Raw genomic sequence first — 13,328 nt, 5'->3', positions numbered from 1 at the left:
ATGGCGTATGTAACCGTCCCAAAGGATTTAACCAAAATCAAGAGCAAGGTAATGTTCAACCTTACCAAAAGACAATTACTCTGTTTCGGCGCGGCGGTGGCTATCGGGCTACCGCTATTCTTTTTGACAAAGGACAGCGCGGGAACGACAACGGCGGCTTTGTGCATGGTGCTTGCCATGCTGCCCATGTTCCTACTCGCTATGTACGAGAAGAACGGGCAACCGCTGGAAGTGATTATACGGCAATTTGTGGAAGTGAAGTTTCTTCGCCCCAAAGAGCGACCTTATCAGACCAACAATTTTTATACCGCCCTTGCGCGGCAGGAGCGATTAGATAAGGAGGTACGGGCGATTGTCAAAGGAAAAGGGAAAGACCCAAAACAAAAAGCGTAAACTTACGCGGCAGGAAAAGAAACAGATCGACGCGCTTATCCGGCAGTCAAAGGGCGACGGGAAGCCCCATACGGCGCAGGACAGCATACCGTTTGAACGAATGTATAAGGACGGGATTTGCCGCCTTGCAAACGGGCGGTATTCCAAGTGCATTGAGTTTGAAGATATTAACTATCAGCTTGCGCAGCCGGACGACAAGACCGCCATTTTTGAAGCCCTTTGCGATATGTATAACTCTTTTGACGCTTCTATCAGTGTGCAGCTTTCCTTAATCAGCCGCCATGCGAACAAGGAGGATTTCAAGAGCAGTATCACGATTGCCCCACAGAATGACGACTTTGACAGTATCAGAGCCGAATACACCGAAATGCTGCAAACACAGCTTGAACGCGGCAACAACGGGCTTATCAAGACAAAGTTTCTCACCTTTACCATTGAAGCAAAAGATATTAAATCGGCGCGGGCGCGGCTTGCCCGTATCGAAACGGACACCCTCAACCATTTTAAGGTGATCGGCGCGGCGGCGCGGGTATTGGACGGGAAGCAGCGGCTTGAAGTGCTGCATGGGCTTTTCCACCCGGACGGGGAACGCTTCAACTTTGCGTGGGAATGGCTACCCGTAAGCGGCCTTTCCGTCAAAGACTTTATTGCCCCGTCCTCTTTCCGTTTTGGCGACGGGCGAATGTTTCAAATGGGCGGGAAGTTTGGCGCGGTTTCCTTTTTGCAGATTGCCGCGCCGGAACTTTCAGACCGTATGCTTGCCGACTTCATGGAAGCGGAAAACGGGATTGTCGTCAATCTGCACATTCAGAGTATCGACCACAACGAAGCGATCAAGACGATCAAGCGGAAAATCACCGACCTTGACCGTATGAAAATCGAGGAACAGAAAAAGGCAATCCGCAGCGGCTACGATATGGATATAATTCCGTCCGACCTTGCCACCTACGGCGGCGAAGCGAAAAACCTTTTGCGGGATTTGCAGAGCCGGAACGAGCGAATGTTTTTGCTTACGCTGTTAGTTTTGAATGTGGCAGACACAAAGCAGAAATTGGACAACGACGTATTTCAGGCCGCAAGTATCGCACAGAAATACAACTGTATGCTCACCCGCCTTGACTACCGGCAGGAACAGGGGCTTATGTCCTCTATCCCATTGGGCGAAAACCTAATCCAAATCCAGCGGGGCTTGACGACTTCCAGCACCGCCATTTTCGTCCCCTTTACGGTACAAGAGCTGTTCCAAAGCGGCGAAGCGTTGTATTACGGCTTAAACGCATTATCGAATAACATGATTTTGTGCGACAGGAAAAGGCTGAAGAACCCTAACGGCTTGATACTCGGCACACCCGGCAGCGGCAAGAGTTTTTCGGCAAAGCGCGAGATCACCAACGCTTTTCTCATTACCGCAGACGATATTATCATTTGCGACCCGGAAGCGGAATATTACCCCCTTGTGGAACGGCTGAAAGGGCAGGTTATCAAGGTTTCGCAGAACAGCACGCAGTACATTAACCCGATGGATATAAACCTCAATTACAGCGAGGGCGACACGCCCATAGCCTTAAAGAGCGATTTTATCCTTTCCTTTTGCGAGTTGATTATGGGCGGCAAAAACGGGCTGGAAGCGGTTGAAAAGACTTTGATTGACCGCGCCGTTATCAGCGTGTACCGCAGCTACCTTGCAGACCCGAAGCCGGAGAATATGCCGATTTTGGGCGACCTCTACAATGAAATCAAGAAGCAGCCGGAAAAGGAAGCGCAGCGTATCGCGTCGGCATTGGAACTCTATGTAAATGGCAGTTTGAACGTGTTTAACCACCAAACAAACGTTGACATTCACAACCGCCTTGTCTGCTTTGATATTAAAGAACTCGGCACCCAGCTACGAAAACTCGGTATGCTCATTGTCCAAGATCAAGTTTGGAACAGAGTTACCATAAACCGCAGCGAAGGCAAGGCGACGCGGTACTATATCGACGAGTTTCATTTGCTGCTCAAAGAGGAACAGACCGCAGCGTACAGCGTTGAGATTTGGAAGCGTTTTAGAAAATGGGGCGGTATTCCGACAGGTATCACCCAAAACGTGAAAGATTTGTTATCGTCCCGCGAGGTGGAGAACATTTTTGAAAACAGCGATTTTGTGTATATGCTCAACCAAGCCCAGGGCGACAGGGAAATCCTTGCAAAGCAGCTTAACATTTCGCAGCAGCAAATGACCTATGTAACCCATTCCGACGCGGGCGAGGGGCTTATCTTCTATGGCAACGTGATTTTGCCCTTTATTGACCGTTTCCCGCAAGATACGGAACTCTATCGTGTAATGACGACCAAACCCGGCGAGGTGTCGGCATGAGGATAGAAATGGACAAAATCTATTGCGGCGACAGCTTGCAGGTGCTTCAAACCTTGCCGGAAAATGCAGTTGATTGTTGCGTAACGTCCCCACCCTACTATGCCTTGCGGGACTACGGCGCAGACGGGCAGATCGGACGGGAAGCAACGCCGGAGGAATATGTTTCCCGTATTACGGCGGTATTCCATGAGGTAAAGCGGGTGCTTACGCCGGAGGGTACTTGTTGGCTGAATATCGCGGACACTTATTGCGGCACAGGCAGCAAAGCCGACCACCAAGACCCCAAATACCCCAAAGGCAGGAACGGGCAGCAAGTGGCGTTTAACCACCGCGCCCCCGGCTGCAAGCCCAAAGATTTAATTGGTATTCCGTGGCTTGTAGCCCTCGCCTTGCGGGGCGACGGTTGGTATTTGCGCAGTTCTATCATTTGGCACAAAACAAACCCCATGCCGGAAAGCACGCGGGACAGGCCGACCCGCTGCTATGAATATGTGTTTCTGCTTACCAAGTCAAAGAAGTATTATTACGATTGGCAAGCAGTAGCCGAGCCGATAGCCCCCACAACGGCGGGGCGGCTGAAAAGCGGAGTTAGCAAAGGAAATAAGTATAACGTTACTGTTCCGGGGCAAAACCAACCGCAGAAAATCAACCGCCCCCGCGAAAAGGGCGCATACGCCGACGAGTTGATTTCTCCCGTCCGCAGCCGCCGCAACGTTTGGCAGATTAACAATGTCGGCTATCATGGCGGGCATTTCGCAGCGTTCCCGCCGAAACTTGCGGAAACGTGCATTTTGGCGGGCTGTCCCATCGGCGGGATTGTCCTTGACCCCTTTTTCGGCAGCGGCACGACGGGCATGGTAGCAAAACGGCTTAACCGCCGCTATATCGGCATTGAGTTAAACCCCGACTATTGCGAACTTGCAAAACAGCGGATTGGAGGTGATGAAGATTGAGCAAGGAACTGAAAGCCCCCGACAAGGTAACGCAAAAAATGACCCGCGACGGTGCGGTTGCGGAAAACCTCACGACGGGCGAAACGTCCAGTATCAGCGAAAGGCCGCAGGAAGAAAACTATTCAGCCCCCGCAGGGGTGGCAGCGGAAAAGGTTGTGCAGCATATCGGCGCAGAGATTGAGCGACACGCAGCAAAAGGCGCGGAGAAAAAAGCCCTTGACGCGACGCAGCCTAAAACCCATTCTTCCCGCTTGCAGTTTTCCGAAGCGGAACGGGCAACGCCGGAACTTCAAAAAGCGATCAAGAAATCGGATAAGGCGGCAGACTGTTTAGACGCAGCGCGGGCGGCTATCCCCAAGCAGACCAAAATCAAGAAAGAGCGCGTTTTTGACGAAGCGAAAGGCAAGGCAAAGACGCGCCTTTCCTTTGAAAAGACGGATAAGCCCCCAAACGGCAAGTTGCGGCATAACCCCTTATCCCGTCCGGCACAGGAGTTAAACAGTACCGTACATGGGAAAATCTACGAGGTAGAGAAAGAAAACGTCGGTGTGGAAAGCGGGCACCGGGTAGAACTTGCCGGAGAGAAAGCGGGCGGCATGGCGGCGCGGGCAGTTAAGGGCGGCATACGCCGCCATAAGCTGAAACCCTACCGGGCAGCGGCGGCAGCGGAAAAACAAGCGGTAAAGGCAAACGCAGATTTTCTCTATCAAAAGGCGTTGCACGATAACCCCGCGCTTGCGCACTCCAACCCCATTTCCCGTTTTTGGCAGAAGCAGCGCATTAAAAAGCAGTATGCAAAAACGCTGAAAGCGGGCGGCAAAGCGAAAAAAAACCGCTGAAGCCACCGCAAAGGCGGCGAAGAAAACCGCGCAGGAAACCAAACGGGCGACGTTCTTTGTTGTCCGGCATTGGAAAGGCTGCTTGATTGTGGGCGGGATTGCCTTTATCGTGCTGCTGCTTTTCGGCGGGCTGTCCTCTTGCTCCCTCTTTGGCGGCAACAGCGGCAGCGGCTTGATTGCGTCGTCCTATCTCTCCGAGGACGCGGATATAACGGGCGCGGAAAGCGCGTATGCCGCTATGGAAGCCGAGTTACAAGATATGCTGGACAATATCGAAAGCGAATACCCCGGCTATGACGAATACCGGGTAAACGCGGACGAGATCGAGCATGACCCCTATGTGCTAATTTCTATCCTTTCCGCGTGGCATGAGGGCGTGTTTACACTCGATGAAGTGCAAAGCACCCTTGAAATGCTCTTTGAGAAACAGTATATCTTGACGGTCGAGGAAGAAGTACAGGTACGCTACCGCACCGAAACAAGGACGGACAGCGAGGGCAACCCCTATACGGTTGAAGTCCCCTATAACTATTACATTCTTCATGTGGATTTGGAAAACTTCAACCTCTCCCATGTCCCCGTTTACATCATGGGCGAAGAACAGCTATCCATGTACGCTATGTATATGTCGTCGCTGGGAAACAGACCCGACCTTTTCCCGCAATCCGGCTATGTGTCTAAATACTATGAAAACCCGCCCGCCGATTATGAAGTACCCGCCGCGCTGCTGGGTTCCGATGAAAAGTTTGCGCGGCTCATGGAGGAAGCAGATAAATACGTCGGTTTTCCCTATGTGTGGGGCGGCAGCACCCCGGAAACCTCTTTTGATTGCAGCGGCTTTGTGAGTTATGTGTTGACGAACAGCGGCCTATACAATACGGGCAGACTTGGGGCGCAAGGGCTTTACAACATCTCAACCCCTGTTTCTAACCCGCAGCCGGGGGATTTGGTGTTCTTTACGGGTACATACGACACCCCCGGCGTTTCCCATGTGGGGATTTATGTGGGCGAGGACGGGGACGGAAGCCCCGTCATGCTGCATTGTGGCGACCCTATCCAGTATTCAAAGCTGGACACCAGCTATTGGCAATCCCACTTTTACGCCTACGGGCGGTTAAATTACAATTAAAAGGAGTTGAAAAATGAATATTGTATCTTTTGGCGGCGGCACGAATAGTGCCGCCTTACTTATTGGCCTATACAAGCACAAAATCCCGATTGACCTTATCACCTTTGCCGATACGGGCGCGGAACACCCGCATACCTATCAATTTATCGAGATAATCAATCAATGGCTTGCGGAACACGGTATGCCGCAGATTACCGTTGTGCAGTATGTTGACCGCTACGGCAACCGCCTATCTCTTGAAACCGAGTGCTTGCGCTCTCATACGCTCCCGTCGATTGCCTACGGGCATAAGCGTTGTTCGCAGAAACACAAAATCGCACCGCAGGAAAAGTTTTGCAACCACTATGCGCCTTGCCGCGAAGTATGGCAGCGCGGCGAGAAAGTCAACCGCTATATCGGCTATGACGCGGGAGAAGTGAAACGGTATGAACATTCCCGCAAGTACAACGAAGCCGACAAAAAATATCATAACCGCTACCCCCTCATTGAAGAATGGGGCTGGAACAGGGACGATTGTATCCGGGAAATCAAAGCGGCAGGATTGCCGCAGCCGGGTAAATCGTCCTGTTTCTTTTGTCCGAGCATGAAGAAACAAGAGATTTTATATCTCAAAGAACACTATCCCGATCTATTTAACCGGGCGGCGACTTTGGAAGAAAACGCTATGCCCTATCTTAAAACCGTTAAGGGATTGGGGCGCAGCTATTCATGGAAAGAACAGTTTGGAAAGGAGTAAATGACTATGGCGAACACGAAACTTGACCGTATCGAAAGGGATATTGAGAAAACGAGGGCAAAAATCCTTGAACAGCAAAAGAAGCTGAAAGACCTTGAAGCGCAGAAAGTCGAGGAAGAAAACGCGCAGATCGTGCAAATGGTAAAGGCGGTACACCTTGACGGGACGCAGCTTGCCGCGTTCCTCTCCGCTTACGCCAGCGGCGAAATCACCTTGCCGCAGCCGGAAGCCACTTACCCCGCCGAACAGGAGGACAACGACAATGAAGAATAAAAAGATAATCCGAAAGTTTACCGTATTGCTTGCCGCACTGGTTATCATGTGCGGCTTTTCTGTTACCGCTTATGCGGGCGGTGGCGATGAAAGCGACGACACGCCTACCCCCGTAACCGAGGAAACCCCCGCGCCGGAAACCGAGCCGGAAGAAACGACGGGCGGCTATGAGCCGCAGCCCCTTACCCCGGACGGGAATATGTCCCTTGTGGACGATATAACGGGTGAAGCGTCCGGCGACAAGCAGTTTATCACCGTCGTTACCAAAAGTGGCAACTATTTTTACATCATCATTGACCGCGCCGAGGACGGGGAAAATACCGTCCATTTCCTTAACCAAGTGGACGAAGCGGATTTAACCGCCCTTATGGAGGACGGGCAGACCGAAGCCCCCGTTTGTAGCTGCACCGATAAATGCGTTGCCGGAAGCGTCAACACCGCTTGCCCGGTTTGCAGCGTCAACATGAGCGAGTGCGCGGGTGTGGAAGCCGAGCCGGAGCCGGAAGAAACCGAGCAGCCGCCGGAAGAAGAAAAAGGCGGCGGCATGGGTATTCTGCTTGTCGTGCTGCTTGTTGCCGCAGCGGGCGGCGGCGCGTTCTACTACTTTAAGATTTTGAAGCCCAAAAAGGACGCGGCGAAAGGCAGCAGCAGCCTTGACGACCTTGATTTTGACGAGGACGACGAGGAAACGGAAGTAGTCGAAACCGAACAGACCGAGCAGGAGGACGATAATCTATGAAACTTGTAATTGCAGAAAAACCGAGCGTCGGGGCGGCGATTGCCGCCGTTATGGGCGCGAATGAAAAGCGCAGCGGATATTTTGAGGGCGGCGGCTACCTTGTGTCGTGGTGTATCGGGCATTTGATTAGCCTTGCAGACGCGGCGACCTACAATGAACAATTCCGTAAATGGAAGTACGACGATCTTCCCATTGTCCCGCAGGAGTGGCAGTTTATTGTTGCCAGCGGCAAGGAGCAGCAGTTTTCCATTCTCAAAGACCTTATGCACCGCAGCGACGTTACCGAGATTATCAATGCTTGCGACAGCGGGCGCGAGGGGGAACTCATTTTCCGCTTTGTCTATGAACAGGCGAATTGCAAAAAGCCCTTTTCCCGCCTTTGGATTAGCAGCATGGAAGCAAGTGCAATCCGCGAGGGCTTTTCAAATCTCAAAGACGGGCGCGGCTATGACAACCTCTATCAATCCGCGCTTTGCAGAGCAAAGGCCGATTGGCTCATTGGCATTAACGCGACCCGCCTTTTCTCTATCCTCTACCATAAAACATTGAATGTCGGCAGAGTGCAAACGCCCACCCTTGCTATGCTGGTAAACCGCGACTATGCAATCAGCAGCTTTAAGAAAGAGAAATATCATGTCGTCCGGCTGGACGTTGGCGGCGTTGCCGCCCTTTCCGAAAGGCAGGACGACGAAGCGGCGGCGCGGCAGATGAAAGCGGCTTGCGAGAAATCGCAGGCCGTTTGTACTTCCCTTAAAAAAGAGAAAAAGACCGCAGCCCCGCCGAAACTGTTTGACCTCACCGCCTTGCAGCGGGAAGCAAACCGTTTGTATGGGTTTACGGCGAAACAGACCCTTGACTATGCGCAAGCCCTTTATGAAAAACGGCTTTTGACCTATCCCCGCACCGACAGCAAATATATCACTTCCGATATGGAGGGCAGCACAAAGGAACTTATCACCGGCCTTTGCGCTGCTCTCCCCTTTATGCAGGGCGTGAAGCTGCAAGCCGACCTTGCGAGGATTTGCGACAACAGCAAAGTAACCGACCATCACGCCATTTTGCCGACAGCGGAGTTTGTGAAAACGGGCTTTTCTTCCCTTGCCGAAAGTGAGAAAAAGCTAATGACCCTTGTGTGCGCAAAACTGCTTTGCGCCGTTGCCGCGCCCTATGAGTATGAAGCGGTTACGGCGGTTTTCACTTGCGGCGGCTATACCTTTACCGCAAAGGGCAGGACGACGCTTTGCGAGGGTTGGCGCGAGATTGAAAGACTATCCCGCGCCGCGTCCGGGGAACAGGACGAGGACGCAGAGCCGGAAGCGGTTTTACCCCCGCTTGCCGAGGGGCAGACCTTTGACAATCCGGCAGCGGAGATCTCCGAACGTTACACGCAGCCCCCAAAGGCATTTACCGAAGATACGTTACTTTCGGCTATGGAGAGTGCGGGAAAGGAGGACACGCCGGAGGACGCGGAGCGCAAAGGGTTAGGCACCACCGCGACGCGGGCGGGTATCATTGAAAAACTCATTAGCGCGGGCTTTGCCGAGCGCAAGGGCAAAAAGCTAATCCCCACAAAGGACGGGTATAACCTTGTCGCTATTCTGCCCGACAGCCTTACGTCCCCGCAGCTTACGGCAGAATGGGAAACGCGCCTTACCGGGATTGCAAAGGGCAGCGACAGCCCCGCCGACTTCATGCGCGGGATTGAGGAAATGACAGCGGGGCTTGTCAAGACCTATTCCGCGATTTCCGAGGATAAAGCGAAGCTGTTTACCCCGCAGCGGGAAGCAATCGGCACTTGCCCCCGTTGCGGCGCGGCGGTTTACGAGGGCAAGAAAAACTTTTACTGCTCCGACAGGGCTTGCAGCTTTGTGATGTGGAAGAATGACCGCTTTTTTGAGCAGCGCAAAAAGGCTTTCACAAAGGCGATTGCCGCCGCCCTTTTGAAAGACGGAAAGGTAAAAATCAAAGGTATGTACTCGACCAAGACGGGAAAGACCTTTGACGGAGTTGTGCTGCTTGCCGACACAGGCGGCAAGTATGTAAACTTCCGCGTCGAGCAGAACCGAAAATGATAAGGCTTGATGAAAAGCAATACCGCGCCGTAAAGAAAATGACCCGCGCCGCTTGTGCAAACAACGATTGCGGGAATTGTCTGCTGCTGGACGACGGGGAAACTTGCGTTTGTGTGCAGAGTATCAGCTATTCGCTGCTATGCCGCTATTTCCGCGAAGCGGTATTACCCGCCGACAGGCAGCTTTGCGAACAGATCACCCGCAGCGGGGAAACCGATTTGAAGCGTTGCGCGGTATGCGGCAGCACGTTTGCGGCGGGCAGCAACCGGGCGAAATACTGCCCCGATTGCGCGGCAAAGATACGCCGCAGACAGAAAGCCCAAAGCGAGAGAAACAGGCGTTTACGGATAAAAACAACTACATAGCAAGCACAGCAAACGAGTACCCGTTTGCGAGAAATGCCCGCGCTTCCCATAGAGAGCGCGGGCATTTTGCTTGTTGGGATAGTCCCAAACCCTTATATGACCGAGAAAGGACGTGATGAAAGAATATGCCGTATTCCTCATACGACCATGACAAATTAGAAGCCGCCGAAACCATGCGGATAGAACGCCGGATATATTTTGAAGCAAAGGACAGGGAGATTGCCCCTTATGCTTCCTTGCCGATTGCGCAGCTACTTTCCATGCGCAGCGAAAGCGCGGCGGCAGAACAGGCGATTTTTGACGACCTTAAAGAACGCGCCGCCGCATGGGAAGAACAGGCGGGAAGAACGCTTTTGCTGGATAAAACACTTGAATATGTGAGAACGCCGCACGTCCAGCACACCGCTAACGAGTGGCAGACCACCGAGCATAACCGCCATATTCGCAGCAATCGGGTATATCAGATGAATTACTACATTTACGAGAATACCCGCTACGACAAAGAAGCGCAGAAATCTATCCCGTATTCATGGACGCTTACATGGAGCGTGCGCACCAACAGCCCAAGCAGAACCCAAGCGAAGATTGCCGGACAAGATAGAAAGGTTTTCACCGACAAGGCAGCTATGGAAAAGTATCTGAATGGGCGTATCAAAGCGTATGACCGCTTGTTTACGGAAATCTCCCCGCCTATCCCGCAGGAGTACGCCGACTATTTCAAAGTAAACGGTATGCTCATGCCGGACTACACCATAGAGGGCGAAGAACCCCCGCAGCAGCAACAGGCGGCAGCTATCCCCGAAAATACCGGGCAGGAAAAGGAGCGTGAACACATGAGCGAACAGTTTTCTATTATGATAGGCAACCGCAGCCGCTTTGACGCGGGCGACCCCGGCGGCTATTGGTTGGATATGCCCGCCACAAAGGAGCAGTTGCACGAAGCTATGCGGAACGTCGGCATTACCGCCGACAACCCGCAGGATTTTTCCATTCGCGGCTATTCCGACGACCCGGAGAAACATATTGCCTTGCCTTATGAAATGGTATGCGCCGCCGACGTGGACGAACTCAATTTTCTTGCGGCGCGGCTCGAACAGCTTGACCCCGCCGAGGTTGGCAAGCTGAACGCAGCTTTGCAGCAGAAAAACGGGCTTGCAAATATTGGACAGGTAATTGACTTCACCTACAACGTGGATTTTTACGTCCATATCCCCGAAGTACATAACTACCACGATTTGGGCGACTATTACTTAAATCAATCCGGCATGGTACAAATGCCCGAAGAATGGAAAGGCGGCATTGACCTTTCTACTTTTGGCAGGAACGCTGCCGCGCAGGAAAAAGGCGCGTTTACCGAGTACGGCTATATCGTGGAAAGCGGCGACGAGTGGGAACGGCAGTTTGAGGGGCGCGAAGTGCCGGAAGAATACCGCATTATGAGTTACCCGCAGCCGGAGCGCGGCGAACAGGACAAAGCCTATATGGACGCAGCCGAAACGCAGCAAGCAGACGCACAGGCCGCAGAGCCGCAGCAGCCCCGCCCCGTCGTCCCCATTATCCTTACTTCCGAAAAGCCCGCCGAAAAGGTAAAGGAGATCACCGCGCGTTTGGAACAGGGCGTACAGGCGATTTTTGACAGCGACCGCTACAAAGAGTTTCTAACCGCTATGTCAAAGTTCCATGATTATAGTTTGAATAACACTATCCTAATTGCTATGCAGGGCGGCAATTTGGTAATGGGCTTCCGTCAATGGGAAAAGGAGTTTGACCGCCATGTAAAGAAAGGCGAGAAAGGCATTAAAATCTTTGCCCCCGCGCCCTACAAGGTGAAAAAGCTGGTTGATAAAATCGACCCCGAAACGAGAAAGCCCATGCTTGACCGCGAGGGAAAAGTGGTAAAGGAAGAAAAGGAAATCACCGTCCCCGCCTTTAAGGTTATAACCGTCTTTGATATTTCGCAGACCGAGGGCAAGGAGTTTCCCGACCTTTCCGTTAAACCGCTGCTTGCCGATGTGGAGCAGTACGAGGATTTTTTCGCCGCCCTTGAAAAAGCGTCCCCCGTCCCGATTGCATTTGAGCAGATCACAAACGGCGCAAATGGGTATTTCAGTTTGACCGACAAGCGTATTGCAATCAAAGAGGGCGTGAGTGAATTACAGGCGGTAAAGACCGCCATTCACGAAATCGCCCATGCGAAGCTGCACGACGTAGACTTAAACGCCCCGCCGGAGCAGCAAAACCGCGTTGACCGCCATACCTGCGAGGTAGAAGCGGAAAGCGTCGCTTATACGGTTTGCCAGCATTTCGGCCTTGATACTTCCGATTACTCTTTCGGCTATGTGGCTGGTTGGAGCAGCGGCAAGGAAATGACCGAGTTAAAAGCGTCCCTTGAAACAATACAGACCACCGCAAAGGAACTCATTACCGAGATTGAGGGGCATTTTACCGAGTTGCAGCAGCAGCGGCAAGCCGAGCAGGAGCAGGGCGATACCTTTTCCATTTATCAGTTAAAGCGCGGGGACGAAACAAGGGACTTGCGCTTTGAGCCTTATGACCGTCTGCAAGCGGCTGGACTTACCATTGACCGGGTAAATTATGAACTCGTCTATACTGCACCGCTTACAAAGGATATGACGCTGGGCGACATTTGGGAAAGGTTTAATATCGACCACCCCGCCGACTTTAAGGGGCATAGCCTTTCCGTTTCCGACATTGTTGTGCTTCATCAGAACGACGAGGACACCGCCCACTATGTAGACAGTATCGGTTTTCAGCAAGTGCCGGAGTTTTTGCAGGAGCAGCAGACCCCCGTATTTGACAAGCTGCCGCCCGAACAGCAGCAAGCCTTGTCCGACACCGTACAAGACACTTTGCAAATGCTGGTTGACGCAGACAAGCGGATTTATGGCGACGTTACGGGCAAGACCCTTGAAGCAATCGCGGCGCAAGGATATTCCTACAAGGACGGGCAGCTTGAAAAGCAGCAGCCGGAAGCGACCCCCGACAGCCTTTTGACGGGTGAAACCGTTAGAACGCCGAGGGGCAATTTTCATATTACCGATATGAGCCGTGAACAGATCGAAGCGGCGGGATTTGGTTTTCACCATGCGTCGGAGGACGGGAAGTATCTCATTATGGGGAATGGCACACAGGCTTATGCCATAGCCGCCGAGCAGCCGCAGCGGGATAATCCCTTAAAGCACGTCGAGGACACCATAGAGCAGAACGACAACAATTTTGACGGGCTTATCAACAATACGCCGCAAACGCCCACCGTTGCAGATTTTGAGCAGCGGGCAAAGGCGGGGGAAGCGATTTCCGTTACCGACCTTGCAAAAGCGGTAAAAGCCGAGAAACGGGAACAGCCGCAGAAAAAACCGTCCATTTTGAAGAAGCTGGACGAATACAAGAAACAGGCGGCGCAGCAGCCGAAAGATAAACAGAAAGAGCATAAAAAGGATTTGGAGGTTTGA

At 52.5% G+C, this 13,328-nt stretch carries 9 protein-coding genes and 1 pseudogene; all 10 read left to right on the top strand.

Going from position 1 to position 13,328, the window contains the following annotated elements:
- The 10 genes and pseudogenes from FND36_11105 to FND36_11060 all read left to right on the top strand — a co-directional run bounded on the left by FND36_11105 (window position 1) and on the right by FND36_11060 (window position 13,328).
- A complete protein-coding gene (locus FND36_11105) occupies window positions 1-393 on the top strand; it encodes a PrgI family protein (GenBank protein QDW74537.1) in 393 nt (130 codons plus the stop codon).
- A complete protein-coding gene (locus FND36_11100; protein ID QDW74536.1) occupies window positions 353-2,749 on the top strand; it encodes a conjugal transfer protein TraE in 2,397 nt (798 codons plus the stop codon). The genes FND36_11105 and FND36_11100 overlap by 41 nt, the downstream gene beginning before the upstream one ends.
- The gene (locus tag FND36_11095; protein ID QDW74535.1) at window positions 2,746-3,702 is read left to right on the top strand and encodes a site-specific DNA-methyltransferase; all 957 of its coding nucleotides are present in this window, start codon (window positions 2,746-2,748) and stop codon (window positions 3,700-3,702) included. Before FND36_11100 ends, FND36_11095 begins: the two co-directional genes overlap by 4 nt.
- Window positions 3,699-5,670, top strand: a pseudogene (locus FND36_11090) (peptidase M23). Before FND36_11095 ends, FND36_11090 begins: the two are co-directional and overlap by 4 nt.
- A gap of 13 nt (window positions 5,671-5,683) precedes the next feature.
- Window positions 5,684-6,406 carry a phosphoadenosine phosphosulfate reductase gene (locus FND36_11085; protein ID QDW74534.1) on the top strand — a complete coding sequence of 241 codons (723 nt, stop codon included), beginning with the start codon at window positions 5,684-5,686 and terminating at the stop codon, window positions 6,404-6,406.
- Between the two features lie 6 nt (window positions 6,407-6,412).
- Window positions 6,413-6,679, top strand: a complete 267-nt coding sequence (locus FND36_11080; protein QDW74533.1) for a DUF4315 family protein — start codon at window positions 6,413-6,415, stop codon at window positions 6,677-6,679.
- Window positions 6,669-7,418, top strand: a complete 750-nt coding sequence (locus FND36_11075) for a DUF4366 domain-containing protein (protein QDW74532.1) — start codon at window positions 6,669-6,671, stop codon at window positions 7,416-7,418. Before FND36_11080 ends, FND36_11075 begins: the two co-directional genes overlap by 11 nt.
- Complete coding sequence (gene topB, locus FND36_11070) at window positions 7,415-9,490, top strand: DNA topoisomerase III (GenBank protein QDW74531.1); 2,076 nt, start codon at window positions 7,415-7,417, stop codon at window positions 9,488-9,490. Before FND36_11075 ends, topB begins: the two co-directional genes overlap by 4 nt.
- Window positions 9,487-9,855, top strand: coding sequence for a conjugal transfer protein (locus tag FND36_11065; GenBank protein ID QDW74530.1), 369 nt, complete (start codon window positions 9,487-9,489; stop codon window positions 9,853-9,855). Before topB ends, FND36_11065 begins: the two co-directional genes overlap by 4 nt.
- A gap of 125 nt (window positions 9,856-9,980) precedes the next feature.
- Window positions 9,981-13,328 carry a DUF4316 domain-containing protein gene (locus FND36_11060; protein QDW74529.1) on the top strand — a complete coding sequence of 1,116 codons (3,348 nt, stop codon included), beginning with the start codon at window positions 9,981-9,983 and terminating at the stop codon, window positions 13,326-13,328.

The organism is Lachnospiraceae bacterium KGMB03038 (genome assembly GCA_007361935.1).
GTDB lineage: Bacteria > Bacillota > Clostridia > Lachnospirales > Lachnospiraceae > Massilistercora.
Note: the sequence above shows the minus strand (reverse complement) of the source record. Positions and strands in the feature narration are given on the sequence as shown.